Origin of the sequence: Methanoculleus sp. UBA430 (genome assembly GCF_002506585.1) — an archaeon.
Classification (GTDB): Archaea; Halobacteriota; Methanomicrobia; order Methanomicrobiales; family Methanoculleaceae; genus Methanoculleus.
This window is the reverse complement of record NZ_DAXW01000016.1, coordinates 249523-274291: the sequence shown is the minus strand read 5'-3', so window position 1 is coordinate 274291 and position 24769 is coordinate 249523. Positions and strand designations below refer to the sequence as shown.

The 24769-nt window shown below is 64.1% G+C and carries 20 protein-coding genes; 12 read left to right on the top strand and 8 right to left on the bottom strand.

From position 1 onward, the window contains the following. Position 1: 1 nt before the first annotated feature. The 9 genes from BRA49_RS13130 (at position 2) to BRA49_RS13090 (ending at position 9376) form a co-directional block, all read left to right on the top strand. Complete coding sequence (locus BRA49_RS13130) at positions 2-1171, top strand: MFS transporter (protein WP_292386574.1); 1170 nt, start codon at positions 2-4, stop codon at positions 1169-1171. Between the two features lie 44 nt (positions 1172-1215). Further along, a complete protein-coding gene (locus BRA49_RS13125) occupies positions 1216-2865 on the top strand; it encodes an ABC1 kinase family protein (protein WP_292386573.1) in 1650 nt (549 codons plus the stop codon). A gap of 121 nt (positions 2866-2986) precedes the next feature. Next, positions 2987-3397, top strand: a complete 411-nt coding sequence (locus BRA49_RS13120) for a PaaI family thioesterase (RefSeq protein WP_292386572.1) — start codon at positions 2987-2989, stop codon at positions 3395-3397. A gap of 136 nt (positions 3398-3533) precedes the next feature. After that, entirely contained in the window at positions 3534-5129 is a 1596-nt protein-coding gene (locus tag BRA49_RS13115) for a CTP synthase (protein WP_292386571.1), read from the top strand. A gap of 4 nt (positions 5130-5133) precedes the next feature. Further along, the gene (guaA, locus tag BRA49_RS13110) at positions 5134-6051 is read left to right on the top strand and encodes a glutamine-hydrolyzing GMP synthase (protein ID WP_292386570.1); all 918 of its coding nucleotides are present in this window, start codon (positions 5134-5136) and stop codon (positions 6049-6051) included. 50 nt (positions 6052-6101) lie between these two features. Next, a complete protein-coding gene (locus BRA49_RS13105) occupies positions 6102-7226 on the top strand; it encodes an acetylornithine transaminase (RefSeq protein WP_292386666.1) in 1125 nt (374 codons plus the stop codon). Next, the gene (hisC, locus tag BRA49_RS13100) at positions 7210-8268 is read left to right on the top strand and encodes a histidinol-phosphate transaminase (RefSeq protein WP_292386569.1); all 1059 of its coding nucleotides are present in this window, start codon (positions 7210-7212) and stop codon (positions 8266-8268) included. Before BRA49_RS13105 ends, hisC begins: the two co-directional genes overlap by 17 nt. Continuing rightward, positions 8265-8777, top strand: a complete 513-nt coding sequence (locus tag BRA49_RS13095; protein WP_292386568.1) for an adenylate kinase family protein — start codon at positions 8265-8267, stop codon at positions 8775-8777. The genes hisC and BRA49_RS13095 overlap by 4 nt, the downstream gene beginning before the upstream one ends. Then, the gene (locus tag BRA49_RS13090; RefSeq protein WP_292386567.1) at positions 8774-9376 is read left to right on the top strand and encodes a CDP-alcohol phosphatidyltransferase family protein; all 603 of its coding nucleotides are present in this window, start codon (positions 8774-8776) and stop codon (positions 9374-9376) included. The genes BRA49_RS13095 and BRA49_RS13090 overlap by 4 nt, the downstream gene beginning before the upstream one ends. A 182-nt stretch (positions 9377-9558) precedes the next feature. On the opposite strand, the gene BRA49_RS13085 is transcribed toward BRA49_RS13090, so the two are convergent. Next, positions 9559-10044: a TspO/MBR family protein gene (locus BRA49_RS13085; protein WP_292386565.1), complete on the bottom strand. Its 486-nt coding sequence runs from the start codon at positions 10042-10044 to the stop codon at positions 9559-9561. 107 nt (positions 10045-10151) lie between these two features. Further along, positions 10152-12503, bottom strand: coding sequence for a PAS domain S-box protein (locus BRA49_RS13080; protein WP_292386564.1), 2352 nt, complete (start codon positions 12501-12503; stop codon positions 10152-10154). Between the two features lie 792 nt (positions 12504-13295). Between BRA49_RS13080 and BRA49_RS13075 the strand changes: the two genes are divergently transcribed. The 3 genes from BRA49_RS13075 to BRA49_RS13065 all read left to right on the top strand — a co-directional run bounded on the left by BRA49_RS13075 (position 13296) and on the right by BRA49_RS13065 (position 21183). After that, a complete protein-coding gene (locus BRA49_RS13075; protein WP_292386563.1) occupies positions 13296-15662 on the top strand; it encodes a Kelch repeat-containing protein in 2367 nt (788 codons plus the stop codon). 400 nt (positions 15663-16062) lie between these two features. After that, the gene (locus BRA49_RS13070; protein WP_292386562.1) at positions 16063-20154 is read left to right on the top strand and encodes a PKD domain-containing protein; all 4092 of its coding nucleotides are present in this window, start codon (positions 16063-16065) and stop codon (positions 20152-20154) included. Positions 20155-20289: 135 nt separating this feature from the next. Then, positions 20290-21183 carry a cache domain-containing protein gene (locus BRA49_RS13065; RefSeq protein WP_292386561.1) on the top strand — a complete coding sequence of 298 codons (894 nt, stop codon included), beginning with the start codon at positions 20290-20292 and terminating at the stop codon, positions 21181-21183. A 39-nt stretch (positions 21184-21222) separates the two neighbouring features. Here BRA49_RS13065 and BRA49_RS13060 read toward each other — a convergent pair whose 3' ends face one another. The 6 genes from BRA49_RS13060 to nifS are packed head-to-tail and all read right to left on the bottom strand — an operon-like array spanning position 21223 to position 24672. Further along, positions 21223-21498, bottom strand: coding sequence for a DUF1894 domain-containing protein (locus BRA49_RS13060; RefSeq protein WP_292386559.1), 276 nt, complete (start codon positions 21496-21498; stop codon positions 21223-21225). Continuing rightward, positions 21477-21941: a DUF1890 domain-containing protein gene (locus BRA49_RS13055; RefSeq protein ID WP_292386558.1), complete on the bottom strand. Its 465-nt coding sequence runs from the start codon at positions 21939-21941 to the stop codon at positions 21477-21479. The genes BRA49_RS13060 and BRA49_RS13055 overlap by 22 nt, the downstream gene beginning before the upstream one ends. After that, positions 21938-22687 carry a formate dehydrogenase accessory sulfurtransferase FdhD gene (gene fdhD, locus BRA49_RS13050; RefSeq protein ID WP_292386557.1) on the bottom strand — a complete coding sequence of 250 codons (750 nt, stop codon included), beginning with the start codon at positions 22685-22687 and terminating at the stop codon, positions 21938-21940. The genes BRA49_RS13055 and fdhD overlap by 4 nt, the downstream gene beginning before the upstream one ends. Next, entirely contained in the window at positions 22687-23004 is a 318-nt protein-coding gene (gene cutA / locus BRA49_RS13045) for a divalent-cation tolerance protein CutA (protein ID WP_292386556.1), read from the bottom strand. The genes fdhD and cutA overlap by 1 nt, the downstream gene beginning before the upstream one ends. A 25-nt stretch (positions 23005-23029) precedes the next feature. Next, positions 23030-23470 carry a Fe-S cluster assembly scaffold protein NifU gene (nifU, locus tag BRA49_RS13040; RefSeq protein WP_292386555.1) on the bottom strand — a complete coding sequence of 147 codons (441 nt, stop codon included), beginning with the start codon at positions 23468-23470 and terminating at the stop codon, positions 23030-23032. Further along, the gene (nifS, locus tag BRA49_RS13035; RefSeq protein ID WP_292386554.1) at positions 23470-24672 is read right to left on the bottom strand and encodes a cysteine desulfurase NifS; all 1203 of its coding nucleotides are present in this window, start codon (positions 24670-24672) and stop codon (positions 23470-23472) included. The genes nifU and nifS overlap by 1 nt, the downstream gene beginning before the upstream one ends. Positions 24673-24769 lie beyond the last annotated feature (97 nt).

Sequence of the window (24769 nt, the reverse complement as noted above, 5' to 3'; positions counted from 1 at the left end):
CGTGACTGATAATACAAAACCGGTCTGGGGGCTCTCCGCGGCCCACCTGGTGACCGACCTCTACTCGCCGGTTCTTCCCGCGATCCTCCCGCTCCTCATCGCCGACCAGGGCTACTCGTTCTTCCTCGCCGGGCTGATCGTCACGGTCTACAACCTTACGTCGTCGATGGTGCAGCCCCTCGTCGGCTGGGTCTTCGATACCCGCGGGTTCGCCTTCCATATCAGCACGAGCGTGCTCCTGAGCGCGATCTTCATCTCCATCGTCGGCCTCTTCGACAGTTACGCGCTTGTCCTCGCGTCCGTCGCCATCGCGGCGCTCGGGCACGCCTTCTTCCACCCGAGCGCGCTCGGCACCGTCAGCCGCCTGGTCAAGGACGCGAACCGGGGGCGGCTCACCTCCTACTTCGTCATCGGCGGCAACCTCGGCTACGCCATCGGCCCTATCTGTGCCGGGGTCGCCGTCGGGCTCATGGGCCTTCCGGGCCTCGTCTTCCTCGCCATCCCCGGCATCGTGATGGCTGTGGTCCTCCGGCGTATCCTCCCTCCCCCCGAACGCCTCAAGGTCCCCTTGACCGCCGCCCGGACGGAGCGGCCCGCCTACCGGGCGATCGCCCTCCTGGTCGCGGCATCGGGCCTCCGGGCATGGGCGATCTTCGGCTCGGTCGCCTACCTCCCCACCATCCTCACCCTGCGGGGGATTGACCTTGTGACCGCGAACCTGCTGGTATCCGGCATGCTCATCGCCGGGGTCGTGGGGCAGGTGGTCGGGGGCGAGCTCTCCGACCGCTACGGCCGCAAGGAGTACACGATCGTCGGGCTTGTCACCGCCGTCCCGCCGTTCATCGTCTTCCTCACCACGGGGGGCGTCGTCTCGCTCGCCGCGCTGATGGTCTTCGGGTTCATCCTCTGGTCGACCTTCGCCGTCACCGTCGCGATGGCGCACGAGATAGCCCCCGGCAACGTCGGGCTCGTCTCCGGCCTGATGCTCGGCCTCGCGGTCGGCGTCGGCGGGATGGGGGTCGCGGCCACCGGGTGGATCGCCGACATGACCACGCTCACGCTCGGCCTCATGACGATCCCGCTCGCGATCGCCCTCGCCATCCCCCTCTTCCTCGCCGTCCCCTACCCCTGGAAATTCCTCTCGCGGAACCGGTCTCCCTCCCGGGGATGATCCGGCCCCATCCCTTAAGTAGAAGGAGGGCTGATGCACCCCCGATGGTCACCCGGTTCCAGCGCTACCGGCAGATAGCGGACGTACTTGTCAAGTATGGTTTCGGGATCCTTGTCGAGGAGGTCATACCCGGGGGCAAGCGGTTGGGGCTACTCCACAAAGCTCCGGATGAGAAACGATCGGTCTACAAGCGTATCCGCCTTGCCATCGAGGAACTGGGGCCCACCTACGTAAAGTTCGGCCAGATCATGAGCACCCGCCGGGAACTCCTCCCGCCCGAACTTATCGAGGAGTTGCAGAGGTTGCAGGACCAGGTCCCCCCGGTCCCGTATGCCGAGATCCGGCCGATGATCATGAAATACTGTCCCAACCTCGAGGAGTGTTTCGCCATCATCGAAGAAGAGCCGGTTGCGGCAGCCTCCCTCTCGCAGGTGCACCGCGCGGTGACGAACGACGGCCGCATCCTCGCCCTGAAGGTGCAGCGCCCGGGGATCCACGACCTGATCGAGACCGATCTCCGTATCCTGCAGTCGTTCGTTCCGCGGGTGGAGTCGCTCTTCCCGGATCTCCGGGTATACAACCTGCAGGGAATGGTGGACGAGTTCTCGGCCCAGATTCGGCGCGAACTGGATTTCACCCAGGACGGGTTGAACGCGGAGCGCCTCAAACGGAACATGCGCGACGTCCCGTGCGTAACAGTCCCCCGCATCCACTGGCAGATATCCGGCCCCTGCCTGCTCGCCATGGACTACGTCGAAGGGGTGCGGATCGACGATATAACGGCCATCCGGGCTCTGGGCCTCTTCCCCGAAGAGGTCGCCGAGCGTGGATTCCATGCCTACGTTCAGCAGATCTTCGTCGACGGTTTCTTTCACGGGGACCCGCACCCGGGCAATCTCCTGGTGACGTGCCAGGGCGAGATCGTCTTTCTCGACTACGGTATCGTCGGCGTTCTCCGCCCGGAGAGACGGCGCGTCTTCGTCGATCTCCTCCTCGCCATGACCAGGACGGACGTCGACGGCGTGATCACGGCGCTCAAGAGGCTCGACGTGGCGATCACTCCGGCGAACCTCGATGCCTTGAAAAACGACCTCTACGTGGTCCTGCTGGATTACCGCGAGATGAAACTCGAACGGGTGAACTTCGCGGTTGCAATCCGGGGCCTGACCGACACCCTTCGCCGGTACCGCATCAGGGTGCCGTCAACGCTGATGCTCATGATGAAGGTGATCGTTATGGTGCTGGACATCGGCACCCGGCTCGACCCGTCGTTCAACTTCGACCAGCAGATCCGGCCGTACCTGACGGATATCGCTGCACAGCAGCGGCTCTCCCCGGATAACGTGACGGGTGCGGTGCGGTCCCTGGTGGGCGCGGCGGAGAACCTGCTTGCCATCCCGGGTAACGTGAACGATACTTTAAAGACCCTCTCGGAGGGCACCGTCACGATCGAACTCGATAACCGCGACCTCAATGTGATCGTCGGCGTCATCGACCGGATAAGCGACAAGATCATCATCGGGCTGGTGGTCGCTGCAATCGTCGTGGGCTCGTCGCTGATCCTCCGGGTTGCCGAACTCCCGATCCCGGGCTACGTCTCGATCCTCGCAACCGTGGGCTACATCCTTGCAGTGATCCTGGGATTCTACGCGGTGTACGACGCCCTCAGGCACAGTCGCACCCTCCGGAGGTGAGACCTGAACGCCGCCTCCCGGGGGAGCGGCCTGCCGGGCGGGAGAAACCTGCACGGAGCATGATCTGCGCAAACCTTATCCCGACCGGCTTCAAACCCTCACCCGGGATGAGTGTGGTCGCGTGGGCTACATAGAGGAACTGAAACGGATCGGGAGGGAGGCAAATCCCTTCTTCACAATGATGGGGATAGAAGTGAACGAGTTCGGCGACGGGCGCGCCCGCCTCACGATGGAGGTCCGGCCGGATATGCTGAACGGCGCCGGGTGGCTCCAGGGGGGGGTCTACGTGGCGCTCGCAGACGAGGCGATCGCACTTGCGCTTTACACGCTCCTTGACGAAGGCGAGCGGATCGCCACGATCGACGAGCACACCAGTTTCATCAAAGGCGTGAACGCCGGGACGATCGCCGCTACAGGGCGGGTCATCCGCAAAGGCCGCCGGGTGGCGTTTGCAGACGGGGAAGTCCGGAACGCGGTGGACGGTACGCTCCTTACCCGGACATCGACGTCGTATGCAGTCATAGGCAGATAGCGCCACGAGGGACGGCCGGAAAACCCCTGGTTGTGCCGGCAGGGATTTCCCGAGAGATGTCGGAACAATACATTCTCAATACCGGAGATCACATAATAAGATAGAGATTCCGGAACAATCAGAGGGGAAGAAGAGTTTGAAGTACATCGTTGTAACCGGCGGCGTCATGAGCGGGCTCGGAAAGGGCATCACCACCGCATCCATCGGCCGCCTCTTGAAAAATCGCGGCTATGAGGTGACGGCGGTCAAGATCGACCCGTACCTCAACATCGACGCCGGCACCATGAACCCTGCCCAGCACGGTGAGGTCTTCGTCCTCTCCGACGGTGGGGAAGTCGACCTGGACCTCGGCAACTACGAACGGTTCCTGAATATCAGCCTCAAGTCGATCCACAACATCACGACAGGGAAAGTCTACCGGAACGTCATCGAGAAAGAGCGGCGCGGGGATTTCCTCGGCGCGACCGTCCAGATTATCCCTCACATCACCGACGAGATCCGGCACTGCATCCGCCGGGCGGCGGCGGAGGAGGTCAACGGCAACAGGAAGGCCGAGATCTGCATGGTGGAGGTCGGCGGCACGGTCGGCGACATCGAGAGTATGCCGTTTCTCGAAGCGGTCCGACAGATGCACGGCGAACTCGCGCCGGAGGACATGATCCTGGTCCATGTCACCCTGGTCCCGATGGACACCATGGGGGATTTCAAGACCAAACCCACGCAGCACTCGGTTAAGGCGCTCCGGGAACTCGGGCTGCAGCCCGACATCATCGTGGCGCGGAGCCGCGAGGTGATCACCCCGCAGACGAAGAACAAGATATCCGCCTTCACCGACGTCCCGGTAAAAGCCGTGGTATCCGCAAAGGACGTCCCCGACATCTACCAGATCCCGGTGGAACTGGAGAAAGAAGGGCTTGCGGACGTCGTCTGCAACTACCTGGCCCTCGATAACCGGGAACCGGATCCCGCGTGGTACCGGCTTGTCTCGCAGGAGTACACGAGCCGGGCGACGATCGCCATCGTCAGCAAGTATGGGATCGAAGACGTCTATATCTCCATCAAGGAGTCGCTCAAGCACGCCGGAAGAGCACTCTCCACCGAGGTGAACATACGCTGGCTGGATGCGGAGACCTTCGACCTTCGTGATCTTGCCGACGTCGATGGCATCCTGATCCCGGGAGGATTCGGCCAGCGCGGGATCGAGGGCAAGATCAGGGCGATCCAGTATGCCCGCGAGAACAGGATTCCTTACCTCGGCCTCTGCCTCGGCTTCCAGCTCTCGGTGATAGAGTATGCGCGGCACGTTCTCGGCATCACTGATGCCACGAGCGAGGAGATGGGGGCGGGAACGCACGTCATAGCCATCCTGCCCGAACAGGAGGGCGTCGCCGACCTCGGCGGCACGATGCGCCTCGGGGACTGCGACGTTCGTCTCAAGGAAGGGACAAGGGTGGCCGCCCTCTACGGCAGGACGGAGATCGTGGAGCGGCACCGCCACCGCTACGAGGTGAACCCGGCGTTCATCGGCGACCTCGGAGACGCCGGCCTCGTCTTCTCGGGTTCCTGCGGACCCCGGATGGAGGTCTGCGAACTCCAGGACCACCCCTTCTACCTTGCCACGCAGTTCCATCCTGAGTTCAAATCACGTCCGACAAACCCCTCTCCGCCCTACATCGGCTTTGTAGCAGCATGCAAAAAGAATAAATCCTCTTCCCAGGACCAGGTGAGGTGACAGAATGGTAAACGTTGAGAGATTTATCGACGAGGCAGTCCGGAAGATACAGCAGGCTGCAGGTGTTGAGAAGGTCGTGATGGCGCTCTCCGGCGGCGTGGACTCCTCGGTCTGCGCGGCGCTCGCCGCCCGCGCCATAGGGGATGCCCTCATCCCGATCTACGTGGATACCGGTCTCATGCGAAAGGGGGAGACCGAACGGATACGGTCCCTCTTCGCCGACGTGGGCCTCCTCGTTGTGGACGCAAGCGATGAGTTCTTCCGCGCGCTCGAAGGCATCACCGATCCCGAGGAGAAGCGCAAAGCGATCGGCGAGAAGTTCATCCGTATCTTCGAGCGCGAGGCGAAGCGGACGGGAGCGACGATGCTCCTGCAGGGAACCATCTACCCCGACCGCATCGAGAGCGAAGGGGGCATCAAGAGCCACCACAACGTCGGCGGCATGCCCCTCGATATCGAGTTTAAAGGCGTCATCGAGCCGCTTGCCGACCTCTACAAGGACGAGGTCCGCGACGTGGCCGGCGGGCTCGGGCTCCCGGCAGAGATCCAGCACAGGATGCCCTTCCCCGGGCCGGGGCTTGCCGTCAGGGTGCTCGGTGAGGTGACGAGAGAGAAGATCGCGATCGTCCGCGAGGCGAACGCCATCGTCGAGGAGTGCCTGGTGGAGAAGTTCCACCCCTGGCAGTGCTTTGCGGCGCTCATCGGCCTCGGGACCGGGGTGAAGGGCGATGTTCGGCTCCACGGCTGGATCGTCGCTGTCCGGGCAGTCCAGTCGCGGGACGGCATGACCGCCGACCCGCTGCTCCTGCCCTACGAGACCCTCTCGCAGATGGCAACCCGGATCACCGCCGAGATCCCCGGGGTTTCCCGGGTGGTCTACGACGTCACCCCCAAACCCCCGGCGACGATCGAGTATGAGTGAGTGAGAAGATGCAACAGAAATCACGGGTGATTGATACCCGCGACGTGATCATGGAAGAAGATTCAAGGGTGCTTGATGCACGCTACTACATGCCCGCTTTTTCCCGGACGATGAAGATCGTCCGCGGCGCGGGCTCAAGCGTCTGGGACGACCAGGGACGGGAGTACATCGACTGTGTGGCCGGGATCGCGGTCTGCAGCACCGGCCACTGCCACCCGAAGGTGGTGGAGGCGATCTGCGACCAGACAAAGCGGCTGATCCACTGCTCGAACCTCTACTACGTCCCGAACCAGGCGGAACTTGCGGAGAGACTCGTCGCGATCACGGGGCTCTCCAGAGCGTTCCTCTCGAACTCCGGCGCGGAGGCGAATGAGGGCGCGATCAAACTCGCCCGTGTCAGGACGGGGAGGAAGAAGTTCGTCGCGTTCACCCACGGGTTCCACGGGCGAACCTGCGGGTCGCTCGCCGTCACCCACAAGCCAGCGATCCGGGAGCCGTTTGAGCCGCTCGAGCCCGCCTGCACCTTCGTCGACTACGGCGACCTCGACGCGCTCGCGGCGGCCGTCGATAAGGATACGGCCGGGGTTTTCGTCGAGCCGATCCAGGGCGAAGCGGGCGTCCTGATCCCGCCCGACAGTTTCCTCCACGGCATCCGGGATATCTGCGACGATGCCGGTGCGCTGATGATCGTCGACGAGGTCCAGACCGGTATGGGCCGGACGGGCAAGTGGCTTGCCATCCAGCACACCGGTGTTGTCCCAGACATCGTCACGCTCGCAAAAGGGCTTGCAAGCGGCTTTCCGATCGGCGCGCTCGTCGCCCGCGAGGGACTCGAGTTCGGCAAGAGCGAGCACGGGAGCACGTTTGCCGGCGGGCCGCTCGCCTGCGCTGCGGCGCTCGCGACGATCGGGGTCATCGAGGAGGTCCTCCCCGACGTCGCACGGAAGGGCGAGCGGTTCATGAAGGGTCTTTCCGCTCACAACCCGCGGGGCCGCGGCCTGATGATCGGGGTCTCGGTCGGCGACCGGTGCCCGGCCGTGCAGCAGACCTGCGCGGAGAACGGGGTGCTCGTCAACTGCGCCGCCGACGGCAATCTCCGACTGATCCCACCGCTGGTGATCACGGACGAGGAGATCGACGCGGCTGTCGGTGTCATCAATGCGGCGCTTCGTTAGGGCGTGCTACGCAGGCGCGGCGGGATACTCCTACGCGAAGAAGGCGGAGGACGTCGCGCGCGAGTACGGCATCGACCGGGTCGCCCGGCTTGCGAGCAACGAGAACCCCCGCCCGCCGGCGCCCGCCGCACTCGAGGCGGCGGAGGCGGCTCTCCGGGAAGGGAACCGCTACCCGGACGCGCAGAACCTCGCGCTCGTCGAGGCCCTCCGCCGCTACCACGGCGATTACCGGTTCGTCACCGGCGCCGGGATGGACGGGGTCATCGAGACGGTGATCCGGACGGTCGTCGAACCCGGCGAGACGGTGGCCGTCTCGACCCCGACCTTCTCCTTCTACGCTCTCGCGGCCGCGGCGCACGGCGGGCGGATCGTGAACGTCCCCCGGAGGGAAGACTTCTCGGTCGATACGGAAGCGTTCGTCGAGGCATGCCGGGGAGCGAAACTCGCCTTCCTCTGCTCCCCGAACAACCCCACCGGGAACTCGGTCACGCCGGAGACGGTTGAGGAGATCCTCGACGGGATGGAAGGGCTCCTCTTCCTCGACAACGCCTACGTCGATTTCTCCGATATCGACTACCGAACGTTGATGCGGCGGCACGAGAACCTGATCCTCGGGAGGACGATGTCAAAGATCTTCTCTCTCGCCGGGTTCAGGGTCGGCTACGCATTCGTTCCGGAGTGGTTCGAGCCGTTCTACAACAGGGCGGCGACACCGTTTGCCCTGAACTCGGTCTCGGCGGCGGCGGCGGTCGGAGCGCTCTCGGACCCTGAGCGGGTCCGTGAGACCCGCGACCATGTCCGGGCGTGGCGACGGCGGTTCATCGGCGAGGTGCCGTATCCGGTATTCCCCTCGGACGCGAACTTCGTCATGATCGACGTTGCACCCCACACGGGCAACGAGGCGACGGAACGCCTCGCGGCAAAGGGTGTCCTGGTGCGGTCCTGCACCAGTTTCCCGGGACTCGGCGACCGCTACGTCCGGGTCAGTATCGGCGAAGACTGGGAGAACGAGGGATTCCTCGAGGCGATTAAGAGCATATGATGATCGGGATCACCGGTACGCCGGGAACCGGAAAGACGGCCGTCGCGGCCGAACTTGAGCGGCGGGGGCACCGGGTCGTCCGCCTGACGGATACGGTGCGCCCCTACATCATCGAGGAGGACCGCTGCCGCGAAACAATGGTGGTGGACGTCGACCGGTGGGTCGAGGAGTTTGAGCCCGTTGACGGCATCGTCGAGGGGCACCTCGCCCACCTCCTCCCCTGCGACAGGGTGGTGGTGCTCCGGTGCCGCCCGGACGTCCTCGCTACGCGCCTCGGCCCGCGGAACTACCCCTCAGAGAAGGTCGCGGAGAACGTCGAGGCGGAGGCGCTCGACGTCATCCTGATCGAGACGCTCGAAGAGCACCCGGACGAGCATGTCATCGAGGTGGACACAACCGATCTTGGCGTCGCCGAATGCGCGAACCGGATCGAACGGTTCATTCGGGGAGAACTGCCGCCGTCCTATGGGGCAATCGACTGGACCTGCTACCTGGGGACGGGAAGATGACGCTCGACCAGTTCCGGCCGCAAGTACAGGGCATCATTCAGCCCGTGGTGAACCTGATGAGAAAGATCGGGGTCACCCCGAATGGCCTCTCTCTCGCGTCGTTCTTCGTGTCGGCGCTTGCGGGCATCGCTTTTTACGCCGGGGGGGTCGTGCTCGGGGTTGTCATGGTCGCACTCAACGCCGTCTTCGACGCACTCGACGGGGCGCTCGCCCGGGACCTCGGGATCGCCGGCCGCCGCGGGGACTTCCTGGACCACGTCATCGACCGTTACGCAGACATATTCATCATCACCGGCATCTTTGCCGGCGGCGCCGCGTCCTGGCCGATTGGCGTCTTTGCCCTGACCGGGGTCCTGATGTCTTCCTACCTCGGCACTCAGGCGCAGGCCGTCGGGGTCGGCAGGTTCTACGGGGGCATCCTCGGCCGGGCGGATCGCCTGGTGCTGATCATCATCGCCGGGGTGCTCACGATCCTGATCCCGGGAGAGATTTACGGCCTGAACTACCTCGGCTGGCTCCTCGTCATCTTCGGCATCCTCGGGCATTACACTGCCCTCCAGCGGTTCGCCCACGTCTGGCGGCAGATCGAAAAGCACTGACGCTCTCTCAATGTCGGCGGCGGGGAGACCATCCCCTCGGAAAGAGCGCGAAACAGACAACCGCTATCCATACAGACACCATATTGCGTGAACCTTCGCTGCTATTCTTCAATGCGGCGAGGTCTCGCGCGGGGCTCAAGGGCCGGATGCACTGTGCCTAAAAGATGGGGTGCAGACCACCCCTATGGGTTGAGGACGTAGACCCCGTAGGTGAGATAGGTCGCGAAGGTCACCCAGAGGAGATAGGGCACGAGCAGCACTGCCGCCGGTACCGATACCCGGTAGAAGGCGCCGATCGTCATGAGGATCGCAAGCCAGAGGAGGACGATCTCGATGAGAGCGAAGAACGGTGCCTGCAGGCCGAAGAAGAGGTATGACCAGAGGACGTTCAAGACCAGCTGGACGCCGAAGATCGCCATCGCGACCTTGACATCCTTACGGTCCCACCCCCTGATCCAGACGAGGTAGAGCGCGACGCCCATCAGGATGTAGAGCACCGTCCAGACAGGGCCGAAGACCCATGCGGGGGGGTTCAGGGCGGGTTTTACGAGTCCGGCATACCAGGTAGGGATGGCCGGCATCGTGAAGAGCGAACCGACCGCCGCTGCAAGCAGGCAGACGCCTACCGCCGCAAGGAACTGGATTGCACGGGCGTATACGGATGCCACAAGGCTACATAGCGAATCCTGTCCTCTTAAACCTTTTGCTACTGTGAAAAAACGTCAGCCACGGCCCTGACCGGCAACCGAGGGTGCTCCAGGAGGGAGCGGGAACCTCATTCGCACACCTCCCCGTCCGGATACTCGTCGTCTTCGTCGTCCCCGGAGGGGAGGTACTCGCGGAGGGTGAACCTGAACGCCGCACCGAGGTCCGGCCGCCCCTCCACCCGGTCCTCCACCCGGATCGTGCCGCCGTAGCGCTCGATGAGGGTGCGGACAATGAAAAGCCCGAGCCCGTCGCCGCACCCCTCGACCCATCCCCGCTCGAAGCGGTGGAAGATTGACTCCTTCATCCCGTCCGGAACGCCGGGGCCGGTATCCTCGATCGAAACGAGCACGTTCTCGTCGTCATACTCCTCCACCTTGACCGTGATCCGGACTCGCGGACCGCCGAACTTGACGGCGTTGCGGATGATGTTGGCGAAGACTTCAGAGAGGAGTTCGTCTCCCCAGACCTGGCGGCGGCTGACCCCGACCTCGATCGCAATATCCGGGGAGGCGGCGACCTCCTCCCGGATGACGGCATCGAGGTCGACCGGGCCGAGCTCGGGCGTATCATGGTGGATACGCCGGATCGTCGTGACATTCCCGATGATCTCGGCGCTTTTGCGGACGCTGTTCCGGATCTTCTTCGCGTACAGCGCGGCATCTCCTCCCAGCATCTCGATGAGGAGATCTGCATAAAGGCTCGATACGTTCTCGGCGTTCTTGATGTCATGGGTCATGATGTCGAGGTAGAGGTTCGCCTCCCGGTTCGCCGCCTCGAGTTTCTTGTGCAGCATCCCTTTGAGGATGCCCGACCCGATCTCTTTACCGATCGTCTCTAGAAGCGTCTTCTCCTCACGGGAGAAAGAATCCTTCTCCGCGCTGCCGGCATAGACCGCCCCGACAACGACCGATTCGGCGATGAGGGGGACGCACGCGAGCGCCGAGACCTCGAGTTCTTCAAGAATGCTCGCCTCGATGGAGTTGAGGTCCGAATGCCGCTCGATGTAGCGAGGCTGACCGGCGATGAATATGAAGTTGAACGGCCAGTGGTGGACCTTGATGATGCGGTTTTTGGGCATACACGATTGAGGCATTCCACTCTGGTGCTGGAGCAGGGCTCGTTTCCGCTCGGCGTCGAGCATGTAGACGATCCCGACATGCAGTCCCATCAGTTCCAGCGTCTTCTCAAGCGACTCCTCCAGGAGCTCCGCAAGGGAGAGGGAGGCGGCCGAGACGCTGATGATCTGGTTCAAGACTGTCAGCTGCTGGTTCCGGGTGCGGATATCCTCTTCCGCCCGCTTCCGTTCGGTGATATCCATCACGCCGGCAATCGAACCCTGAAACTCACCGGCATCGTCGCTGAACGGGCAGGCAATCATCAACCCGGTGATGCGGCCGCCCTCCCGGGTGATGAACTCGCACTCGTACTCCTCCCGGGCGCCGTCTCTCCGGAATCTCAGGCGGTCCTCCATTGTTGCAGTGTGCGCGGCCGGGATGAACGAGTGGATGGACCTCCCGATCATCTCCTCCGGGGCGTAGCCGAGCATCTCTGCCATCCGGGGGTTGACAAACGATGTGCAGGCGTCCGGGTCGAGCACCCATATCCCTTCGCTGAGACTCTCGACGACGAGCCGGTACTTCTGCTCGCTCTGCCTGAGTGCCTCCTCGGCATTTTTGCGGTCGGTGATGTCGAGAACACCTGCAAGGCAGCCGGAGAAGGCGCCGTCCGCGTCGACGAGCGGCGACGTGACCACGAGCGCGTGGACCCGCCCGCCGCCGGCGGCGAGGAAGTCCGTCTCGAACTCCTGTCTCTGGTCGGTCCGGCGGCAGAACGGGCTCCCGCCTTCCCCGCCATGGCTGCCGGTATCGATGAACCCGGCGATGGAGAGCCCGGCAAGGCCCCCGGCAGAACGGCCGAGGATCTCTTCCATCGCCGGGTTTGCAAAGGTGATGATCCCGGCCTCGTCGACAGCGACGACGCCTTCGTTGAGGTTCTCGACCAGCCTCCGGTAGGTCTCCTCCGAGTGCCGGAGCGCACGCGCGGCTCTTCGATGCTCCAGCGCATACCTGACGGCCCGGCAGAGGAGTTCCGCGTCCGTCTTCCCTTTGACCAGGTAGTCCTGCGCGCCGCGTTCCATCGCATCGGACACGACAGGGTCGTCGTTCGCGGCGGTGAGCACGATGATCGGCGTCTCCGGCGCCGCTTCCCGCAGGCGGCCGACGATCCCCGCTCCCCGGCCGTCCGCGAGATCGAGGAGGACGACCTCGACCTCGTCGCCCGATACGGCGGCAGGCCCGTCCTCGATACGCTCGCAGTGCGCCAGCGCGACTTCCCGCCCACACCCGGCGAGCATCTCCCCGATACGCCGGACGTCGCCGAATCTCCCTCCGATCAACAACACCCTCAACGGTCCGCTCATGGTCTCACTCACATGCAGGGCCCGGCATCCGCCCATATCGGTTGCAAACTCAGGTATCCCGGCTTGAGGTCGGTTGCCGCTGTGTTTCACGATCATCCACCCGTGATGATGCTCTCCGGACACTCACCCTTCCACGCTGCCGTACAGGGCGGATCAGCAGGCCCGGGGAGAACCCAACTGGCCAGGACAGCACCCCCGGCAGGCACGATCCCCGATCCGCTCCCGGTAATGTATGTACCGCCCTTGGGGAATTTATACCTCATTCTTTAGTCGCGCCCGGGACACCAGCCACGCGTTAACCCCCATGTTCTGGAAGAGGATACCCTCCCGGATGAGCGAAGTAGCGATGACCGCAATGAAGGTCCCGGCGGAGAAGATCGGGCTCGCTATGGCCTGTCGGCACTTAGCAGCGCTGCTGCTCTGAAAGCAGCGTTCAGCATAGCACCCCCTGACCGTAACCTTCGCCGACCGGCCGGGTGTGGTTCTTCGGCGACGAGACGTACAGCGAACCGTGGACAGAAGCGAACGCGAGTCCTGGTCCGACGTTGGTGGCAGCACAGGCAGAACCCGGCGCTCTTCCGCGACTACCATTGGTGCGGTGAGAGACGAAAAACGCTCATCTTTTTCGATCCAGACCCGGCGTGAAAGAGGGATCGCACGCCTGGTACAACCCGATAATCTTGATCTATTTAAAGGGGATATGGCCAGATCTCCGGTAACAAAACCGAACGCATATAGATTCTTACTTCCTTCTAATAGCATATAGGGAATCCTTCGAAAAGCATACCATTGATGACGCTGTGCCTGGTCGCTGCAGCCCTGCTGCTGGTCGGCACCGCAAGCGCCGCCGCACCGGAAGCGGCGTTCTACAGCAGCACGACTTCCGGGGCAGCGCCCCTGACTGTACAGTTCACCGACGCCTCGGCCGGCGGCACACCGGACGGGTGGGCGTGGTTCTTCGGCGACGAGACGTATAACGGGACGTGGACAGAGGCGAACGGGAGCCCTGGGTGGTCGGCATACGATCACACCAGCGTCGTGATGCCGAACGGAAGCATCGTCCTCATAAGCGGCTCCGGGAATGCCGACGTCTGGCGATCGGCTGATAACGGCACTACGTGGGACAAGATTGCGAACAGTCCCTTCCCGTTTGGGTTGCGGCAAGGTCACACCAGCGTCGTGATGCCGAACGGAAGCATCATACTCATGGGAGGGAAGGATTCTTGGCCCGATGTGTATCGCGACGTCCACCAGTCGACCGACGGCGGTGCAACCTGGACGAGGGTTATAAACAATGCCCCCTGGACGGCAAGATATGACCACACCAGCGTCGTGATGCCGAACGGGAGCATCATACTCATGGGCGGTAGTAACAGCGACGGCAGCGGCTTGAACGACGTCTGGCAGTCAGACAATTACGGTGCAACCTGGACGCAGTTGCCCGATGCCCCCTGGGGGGCAAGATATGACCACTCCAGCGTCGTGCTGCCGGACGGGAGCATCGTACTCATGGGCCGCAACGGGGATAACGACGTCTGGCGATCAGACAATTACGGCGTAACCTGGACGCGGGTGGCCGAGCACGCCGAATGGTCGAACCGGCAGGGCCACACCAGCGTCGCGATGCCGGACGGAAGCATCGTACTCATGGGCGGGTATGACAACAACCCGAGGAACGACGTCTGGCGATCGACCGACAACGGCACGACATGGACGCAGGTGACCGAGCACGCCGAATGGCCGGTACGGGCCTTCCATACGGCGGTCGTGCTGCCGGACGGGAGCATCGTAATCATGGGCGGGTTTGGCAGCTCGAACAACGTCTGGCGCCTTGAAACCGCAGGATCAAACGCCCGGAACCCCACGCACACCTACACCGAGCCTGGCACCTACCCGGTAGCGCTGCAGGCGTTCAACGCCGACGGCTACAGCGCCACGCGACAGATCGGTTACATCACCGTCACCGCCGCACCGGTCGCCCCGACGGCAAACTTCACCGGCACCCCGACCTCCGGCACCGTGCCGCTCGCCGTACAGTTCAATGACACTTCGGCCGGTTCGCCGATCGTTTGGAACTGGTCGTTCGGCGACGGCATGTGGCACAACACCACGGACGCGGCGGAGAGGAACGTCACGCACACCTACGCCGCCGCCGGAACCTACACCGTCAGCCTGACGGCCAGCAATGCGGTGGGGAGCGACACGAGCATCAGAACCGACTACATCACAGTCTCCGCCGCACCAGTTCCGCCGGTGGCAAACTTCATCGCCAATACGACCTCCGGCACCGCGCCGCTTGCCATACTGTTCAACGACACCTCGACCGGTTCGCCCACCGCCTGGAACTGGTCGTTCGGCGACGGCGCGTGGCACAACACCACGGACGCAGCGGAGAGGAACGCCACATACACCTACGCCGCTGCCGGAACCTACACCGTCAACCTGACGGTAGATAACGCAGACGGAACCGACATGCTCTCCCGGGCCGGCTACATCACGGTCTCCGCCGCACCGACTCCAACCGCAACCCCGACCAGCAGGCCGGTCTACAGCGGCGGCGGTGGCGGCGGCGGCTCGACGGCCGGGCCGGACGGCGGCTATAACGTCGGTGGGAACTCCGCCGTGAGCAAGGTCAACGTCACCGGCACCGGGCTCAAGACGTTCGTCGTCACCGGCTGGAAACAGCCCTCTCCAGGCTCCGGGATCCCCCCTGCGCCGGGCACCCCATACCAGTACGTCGACCTGGTGCCGGCCCGGTTCGAGACGATCACCGGCGCGACGATCACCTTCACCGTCCCGGCCGCGTGGCTGGATGAGCACGGGTTCACCCCTGAAGATATCGTGCTCTACCACTACAACGGCACGGCGTGGGAGGCGCTCCCGACGACGGTCAAGGGTACCTCCGGGACATCGGTCACCTTCACGGCAACGACCCCCGGGTTCTCCCTCTTTGCGATCAGCGGGGTCGAGAAAGCCGGTGAGGCCATAACGACCCCGACAGCGACAACGCCGCCGGCGACGGCAGAGCCCACCGCGACAGAGACCACGGCCGCTCCGGCCGGCAAACCGGCGCCGGGATTCTCGGCCGGGACAGTTGCCCTTGCATTCGTGGCCGTCCTGCTGCTCGCCGCCGGAGGCTACCTGGTCAGGCGCAGGTAGAGTTACCGGCAGAACCCGGCGCTCTTCCGCGACTATGATTGATGCGGTGAACAGAAAACCCCTTTTTTTAAGACGAAATTGCCACGGGCTATGTCCGCGACCGCGGAGCATCTCCCCGAGATTACCGGGCCCCATCCCGATCAACAGCATGCTCAGGTTCGCTCATGGAGACGGTACCCGCCCGTATCGGCGTAACCTCTGCGCCGACCCGGCTCCACACCCCGGCTGGGAGAATAACCTTAGAAGAGAGCCGTTACGGAAAACTGCCATCCAGGTAATGAGCGTTTGATCAGAATGACCGCAGGGTAGCCGATGTAAAAGCGTAACACTTATGGTGGGTTAAAATACACATTCAAAAATGTCTGAATTCAAAACGGCTATTTCCTTAACGACGTTTTGCTTGCCGATTCTGGCTCTCCTGCTGCTGATCGGCACCGTAAGCGCTGCCGCACCTGACGCGGCGTTCAGCGGCGCGCCACTCTCCGGGGCAGCGCCCCTGGCTGTACAGTTCACCGACACCTCGACCGGCAGCCCGACCGGGTGGGCGTGGTTCTTCGGCGACGAGACGTATAACGGGACGTGGACGGAACAGACCGATAATGCCGGGTGGTCGAGATGGCATCACGCCAGCGTCGCGATGCCGGACGGAAGCATCGTACTCATGGGAGGTTATGGTGATGGCTATACCGGCGCCTCTAACGACACCTTTCAGTCGACCGATAACGGCACAACCTGGACGGTGGTGAACGCAAGTTCCGGGTGGACGCCAAGATCGGGTCATACGGCGGTCGCGCTGCCCGACGGAAGCATCGTCCTCATGGGCGGGCGGGACAGGGACGGCAACTACCTGAACGACACGTGGCGATCGGACGATGGCGGCGGGAACTGGACGCGCGTGAACGTGAGTTCCGGGTGGGAGGGAAGATGGCGGTACACCAGCGTCGCGATGCCGGACGGGAGCATCGTGCTCACGGGCGGTGACGCTGGCGACGAACTCTCCGACTTATTGTATAACGACACCTGGCGATCGATCGATGGCGGCGGGAACTGGACATGCATGAACGCAAGTTCCGGGTGGGCGGAGCGGTTCGGCCACACCTCCGTCGCGATGCCGGACGGAAGTATCGTGCTCATGGGCGGTGAGGGTGACGACAGCGACCGGCAGAACGATGTCTGGCGGTCGACCGACGGCGGAGCCCACTGGACATGCATGAACGCAAGTTCCGGGTGGGCGGCGCGGTACGACCACACCTCCGTCGCGATGCCGGACGGAAGCATCGTGCTCATAGGCGGCTGGAATTTGTATGACGGCCAATCGAACGACGTCTGGCGGTCGACCGACAACGGCACGACATGGACGCAGTTGCCCAACGCCGGGTGGTCGCCAAGGCAGAGCCACACCAGCGTCGCGATGCCGGACGGGAGCATCGTCCTCATGGGCGGCGGGAATGACGTCTGGAAACTCCAGCCCGCCGGATCAAACGCTGAGGACCCCATGCACACCTATACTGCCCCGGGAACCTACACGGTAACGTTGCAGGCATCCAATGCCGGCGGGTACGACAGCACGCGCCGGACCGATTACATCACCGTCACCGCCGCACCGGTCGCCCCGACGGCAAACTTCACCGGCACCCCGACCTCCGGCACCGTGCCGCTCGCCGTGCAGTTCAACGACACCTCGGCAGGTTCGCCGATCGTCTGGAACTGGTCGTTCGGCGACGGTGCGTGGCACAACACCACGGACGCAGCGGAGAGGAACGCCACCCACACCTACTCCTCCGCCGGGGCCTATACGGTCAGCCTGACGGCCAGCAATGCGGCGGGAAGCAACACGAGCACCAGAACCGACTACATCACGGTCACGGCTGCGGGGGCCCCGACGGCCGCGTTCAGCGGCACGCCGACCACCGGCACCGCACCGCTGACCGTCTCCTTCACCGACGCCTCGACCGGCGGCCCGACCGGCTGGGCGTGGTTTTTCAGTGACGAGACCTACGGCGAAGCCTGGACGCAGTTGCCCAATGCCGGGTGGTCGGCAAGAGAAGCTCACACCAGCGTCGCGATGCCGGACGGGAGCATCGTACTCATGGGTGGGTATAACAACAACCGCCTGAACGACACCTGGCGGTCGGTCGATAGCGGAGCCACCTGGACGTGCGTGAACGCAAGTTCCGGGTGGACAAAGCGGCTCTCCCATGCAGCGGTCGCGCTGCCGGACGGGAGCATCATACTCATGGGGGGATCGGACCCCACCAACACCCGCCTGAACGACACCTGGCGATCGATCGATGGCGGTGGGAACTGGACATGCGTGAACGTGAGTTCCGGGTGGGAGGGGAGATCCGATTCCGCCACCGTCGCGATGCCGGACGGGAGCATCATACTCACAGGCGGTGACGCTGGCAACAGCTCCGTCGACATATACTATAACGACACCTGGCTATCGATCGATGGCGGCGGGAACTGGACGTGCATGAACGCAAGTTCCGGATGGACGGAGCGGTTCGGCCACACCACCGTCGCGATGCCGGATGGGAGCATCATACTCATGGGTGGGGTGACGAATAACCCCACCCGCATGACGAACGATACCTGGCGGTCGACCGATGGCGGAGCCCACTGGACATGCATGAACGCAAGTTCCGGGTGGACAGCGCGGTACTACCACACCTCCGTCGCGATGCCGGACGGGAGCATCGTCCTCATGGGCGGGAATGACGATAGCCAGAGCGGCACGAACACCCCCCGAAACGACACCTGGCGGTCGACCGATAACGGCTCGACATGGACACGGTTGTCCGAGAGTGTCGGGTGGTCGGCACGAAGCAGCCACACCAGCGTCGCGATGCCGGACGGGAGCATCATACTCATGGGCGGCGGCGATCCCGGCGCCAGAAACGACATCTGGCGGCTCCAGCCCGCAGGGTCTTCGCTCCAGAACCCCTCGCACGCCTTTACCACCCCGGGCACCTACACGGTAACGCTGCAGGCATCCAATGCCGGCGGGTACGACAGCACGCGACTGACCGATTACATCACGGTCACGGTCGCCCCCGTCGCTCCGACGGCAGCCTTCAGCGGCACGCCGACTTCCGGCACCGCGCCGCTCGCCGTACAGTTCAACGACACCTCGACCGGCTCCCCGACCGTCTGGAACTGGTCGTTCGGCGACGGTGCGTGGCACAACACCACGGACGCAGCGGAGAGGAACGCCACCCACACCTACACCGCCGCCGGAACCTACACAGTCAGCCTGACGGCCAGCAGTGCGGGAGGGAGCGACACAAGCACCAGAGCCGACTACATCACGATCTCCGCCGCACCAGTTCCGCCGGTGGCAAACTTCATCGCCAATCGGACCTCCGGCACCGCGCCGCTCGCCATACAGTTCAACGACACCTCGACCGGTTCGGCCACCGCCTGGAACTGGTCGTTCGGTGACGGTGCGTGGCACAACACCACGGACGCAGCGGAGAGGAACGTCACCCACACTTACACCGCCGCCGGAACTTACACCGTCAGCCTGACGGTCGATAACGCGGCGGGAAGCGACACGCTCTCACGGAGCGGGTACGTCACGGTCACAGCCGCACCGGTCGCTCCGACGGCCGCCTTCAGCGGCACGCCGACCTCCGGCACCGCGCCGCTCGCCGTGCAGTTCACGGACGCCTCCACAGGAGGACCGGCCTCATGGGCCTGGGACTTCGGCGACGGCGCAACATCGACCGAGCAGAGCCCGGCCCACACCTACACCGCCGCTGGAACCTACACGGTCAACCTGACGGTCAGTAACGCGGCGGGGAGCAACACCCTCTCACGGAGCGGGTACGTCACGGTCACGGCTCCCACACCGACCTCAAGGCCGGTCTACAGCGGCGGCGGTGGCGGCGGCTCGACGGGCGGACCGGACGGCTATAACGTGGGCGGGAACTCCGCCGTGAGCAAGGTCAACGTCACCGGCACCGGGATCAAGACGTTCGTCGTCACCGGCTGGAAACAGTCCTCTCCGGGCTCCGGGATCCCCCCGGCGCCGGGCACCCCGTACCAGTACGTCGACCTGGTGCCAGCCAGGTTCGAGGAGATCACCGGCGCGAACATCACCTTCTCCGTTCCGCAGACGTGGCTCGATGAGCACGGGTTCACCCCCGAGGATATCGTGATGTACCACTACAACGGCACCGTGTGGGAGGCCCTCCCGACGTGGGTCGTGGACGACAGCGGGACGACGGTCACCTTCACGGCAACGAGTCCCGGGTTCTCCCTCTTCGCGATCACCGGGATCGAGGAGATCGGTGCGGTGACGACCCCGACAGCGGCACAGACCACTGTACAGGCGGCCGCAGAACCCACCGCGGAACAGACCGCGGCCGCACCGGCCGGCGGGCCGGCACCCGAGTTCCCGCTCGGGACCGCCGCCCTTGTCGCCGGGGCCGTCCTGGTGCTCGCCGCCGGCGGCTACCTGGTCTGGCGGAGGGGGGTGCACCGCTAGATCCGGCGCGGTTCAAGGACGGCGATTCACTCCACGATCGATGAGACGGGACAGGGTCTCCACCTTTTTGGGGACTCTACAGGGTCTCCATATAAAAATATACACTTTTAATGGAAGGAGAACCGAATCAATGACATGAGAATCTCGCCCACCCCATTCCTGTGCCTCTGCATCCTCGGCCTGGTTCTGATAACTACCGGGTGCATGCAGAGCGAGCCCGATATCAACGCTTCAACGCCCGGAACCCCCGACGCCCTCAACCCCGCGAGCCACATTACAAACGAGACGCTCGTCGCCTTCGTCGAGAGCGCGGTTGCGTATGCGCATGCAAACAGCAAAGAAAAGGCCCTCGCCGAGTTTTCCGACCCGAACGGGTCGTTCGTCCGGGGCGAACTCTACATCTATGCTTACGACTTCAACAACGTCGCCCTCGCCCACCCGTTCGACCCCGATAAGATCGGCGTGAGCCGGATGGACGAACTCGACGCCTTCGGCAACCCCTACACCCGGCAGTTCATCGACGCGGCGAAGAACGGCTCAGGGTTCGTCCGGTTCTACTACGTCAACCCCGCACACAACCGGACGGTCGAGTCGAAGCTGGGGTATGTGATGAAGGTGGACGAGGACTGGTGGCTCGGCTCCGGGGTCTACACCGGGCCGGCAGCGGCCCCGGTGCACACAGGCACCACGGCCATCCCCGACCTCACCGGCAACTGGACCGCGGCCATGACCGGATACGAAGGGGGCACGGGGTTCACGGACTACTCCACCGTCACGATGACGATGATGATATCCGAACAGCACGGCCGGATCTTCTCCGGCTATACAGTGTTTACGACCGCGAACGGGACGGAAACGCGGACGGCGATCGCCGGCGTCATCGGGCGTGACGGCAGGACCCTCTCGACCGCCGAGCAGGACGGCGGGTACTGTCTCGGCGAGGTTGTGGGGCCGGACGAGCTTGAACTCGTCTACCTGCAGGACGGCGAGCAGTATGGGGTTGCGATCGACACGCTCAAAAGAGTATAGTGCCGGTGAGATACCGGCCGCACATTTTTCCCCGAAGGGCTACTTCTTCCTCGCCCGCAGCCGGGCGATCTCCTCGTGGCCCGCGACCTTTACCACGAACGTCCCGTGACAGGGCTTGGTGTAGGGGAAGATCAGGTCCTCGCCCTCGACGCCGATATAGAGCGGCGCAACACCGATAATATGGACATCATGGATCTTGTAGCCCGGTTCGACCTCGTGATACTCCCGGACGTTCTTCTTGATATACTCCCGGGCGTCCTTGAACGATGCCTGGGAGAGGATGATCTCGGGTTTCAACGCTTCGAGACAGCCCATTGCATCACCTCGTCAAGTTTGCGCTTCAGCGGCATCGGGTTGTGCACGGCCTTCGCCGCGACGACCTCGCAGGGGAACTCGATCTCCTTTGCAAGGTCCTCCGCGTGCTCCCCGAAGAGGAGCGCATAGAGCCGGGCCTGCGATATGTAGGCCATGGTGCCCGCGTAGGCGACCCCGGAGTCGTTGTGGATGAAGACGAAGCAGAGGTCGAAGTCCCGCCGCTTCCCCGTGATCTCGTCGATCATGTCGTCGAGGTCGGCCATCTCTTCCAGGTAGTGCCGGCCGGGGTCGGCGACCTCCATCAGTTTCCGCGCGGCCACCGTCCCGGCGACCACCGGCCGGATACCATGCTCCTTCAATCCGTGCATCAGGTAAAGCGCCATGCTCGTCTGGACCGGCACCTGCGGGCAGCCCAGCAGGATCAGTGCAGTCTTTTCTGTCATACTCTGGTCTTCTCCAGTTCTAAAACGACTTCGGGCATCCTCTCAGGATGCGTGTAGATGGTGAACCGCTCCCCACGCGAGAAGCAGATGAGGGTGATCCCCGCCTCCTCCGCCGTGAGGATGCCGCGGTCGGTCGAGGCGGCGCGGGAGACGACGATCGGGATGCCCGCGTTCGCCGCCTTTGCCACCATCCCCGACGGCTGTCTCCCCGTGCAGCCGAGGATGCACCTCGACCGGTCGAGCCCCTTTAAGGCCGCGTAGCCCACGACCTTGTCGACGGTGTTGTGCCGCCCGACATCGCAGGCCCGGGTGACGAACTCCCCGTTGCAGAAGAGAACCGAACAGTGGACCGCGCCGGTTCTCCGCCAGGTATCGGACTCGATCGATGCCGTGACCGCACGGATGGTTTCCGCCGTGACGGTGAGGAGGGACGTGACCGACTTCGGCTCGCCGGCCGCAGAGGAGCCCCCTGAGGACTCCGTCACGAGCTCGACGTCCTTCCGCGATGGGGCGGTGATATGGATCTCTTTTCCGCGGACCTCTACCGAATCGACCCTGTCGGCCAATCCCTCGCTGATGACGAACCCGGCACCGAGATCCTCGAGACGGTCGGCACTCGCCACCAGGGTCGTCAGGGGTTCGCCGTTCAGGAAGAGCCTGACGCGATCCTCGACGATGATGTCGTCATGGACGTCGCGCACACCCTCCTCCGTCGCCTGGATCCCGGCGCGGCAGACGATCTCCATCACGTCGTCTCCTCCCGTATCCACTCGAGGTAGGGGGTGTAGCCGCCAACGATCGGCATCGCGATGATCTCGGGGGTCTCGTAACTGTGGAGGCCCTTGATCCTCGCGATGAGCGTATCAAGGAGGCTCTGCTGCGTCTTGATGATCAGGAGCTCTTCGGGCTCGCTCTGAACCGCCCCCTCCCAGCGGTAACTGGACTGCACGCCGGTGACGTTCACGCAGGCGGCAAGCCGGGCATCGACGAGCGCTTTCGCGATCGCCTCCGCCTCGCCGGGCGGGGCCGTGCAGAGGACCACAACAAATTCCGGGAGAACCATGGTGTTACCTTCGTAGCGTCCGTATTTAACCGTTCTCGCAGTGGGGGCCGCACCCGTCCCCGCCGCAGGAGCACGAGGAACAGGGCTTCCACGGAGAAAGCCCCCGGCGGGCCCGGTAATCGTTGATGGCGGTCCGGATAGCGGCCTCGGCGAGGACCGAGCAGTGGATCTTCGCCGGCGGAAGGCCGCCGAGGGCCGCCACCACGTCGGCGTTCGAGAGGTCCCACGCCTCGGCGAGGGTCATCCCCCGGATCATCGTGGTCGCCATCGAGCTCGACGCGATCGCCGCGGCGCATCCGAAGGTCCGGAACCGGACATCGACGATCCGGTCGTCCTCAACCTTCAGGTAGAGCTTCATAGTATCCCCGCAGGACGGGCTCCCCACCTCGCCGAAACCGTCGGCATCCGCGAGTTCGCCGACGTTTTTGGGGTTCGTGAACTCTTCCATCACTTTTTCCGTATACATCACTCAGCCTCCGGGACCCTTTTCCCTGCAGGCGGCGTCAACGGCGATATCTGCCGCAGCCGCCCGATCACCTCCGGCAGCACCTCAAGGACGTAGCCGACATCATCCTCCGTGTTCGCGTCGCCGAGGGTGAGCCGGAGCGAGCCGTGCGCCTCCTCGTGGGCAAGCCCGGTCGCGAGCAGCACGTGCGAGGGCTCAAGCGACGCCGAGGAGCAGGCGCTCCCGGTGGACGCGCAGATCCCGCGGGCGTCGAGCATGAGAAGGATCGACTCCCCCTCGACGTAGCGGAAGCTGAAGTTCGCGTTGTTCGCGAGCCGTTCGGTCGGGTGGCCGTTCAGCCGTGAGTCCGGGATCGTGGAGAGGACCTCGCGGATCAGGCGGTCCCGCATCGCGGCAAGCCGGCGGTTGTGCCCCTCGATGTCGGCGGTCGCAAGTTCGATCGCCTTCCCCATCCCGACGATCCCGGGGACGTTCTCGGTCCCGGCCCGCCGGCCGCGCTCCTGCCCGCCCCCGTGGACAAGGTTCTCAAGCCGGGTCCCCCGCCGGACGTAGAGTGCTCCGGTCCCTTTCGGGCCGTAGAATTTGTGGCCGGAGAGCGAGAGGAGGTCGATGTTCATGCTCTCCACGTCGATCGGGACCGCCCCGATCGCCTGGACGGCGTCGGTATGAAAGAGGACGTCGTGGTCGTGCGCGATCCTGCCGATCCGGGCAACCGGCTGGATCGTACCGATCTCGTTATTTGCCGTCATCACCGAGATGAGGACTGTCCGGCCCGTGATCGCCTCCTCGACGTCGCCAGGGTCCACCCGGCCGAACGTATCCACGGGCAGGTAGGTGACGGAGAACCCGTGCTTCTCGAGCCACTCGCAGGTGTGGAGGACCGCGTGGTGCTCGATCGCGGTCGTGACGATATGGTCGCCACGTTTGTGGTTCGCGAGGGCGACGCCCTTGATCGCCCAGTTGTCGGCCTCGCTCCCGCCGGCGCAGAAGAAGACCTCCGCGGGTGTCGCGCCGAGGGCCGCCGCCACCTGTTCCCGCGCCGCATCGACGCCCTTCCGGGGCTCGCCGGCGAACCGGTAGAGGGAGGAGGGGTTCCCGAAGTATTGGGAGAAGTACGGGGCCATCGCCGCGATGACCTCGGGTTTTATGAATGTCGTCGCCGCGTGGTCCATGTACACGGGACGCTCTGCCTGATCGTTCATGTCCGCTAAAACGTTGGATCCGGGAGTGTATCAGCATTACCGGTCGTGAGAGAGCAGGCGGCCTCCCCGAACGCGAGTACGAAGATAAATAGGGTTC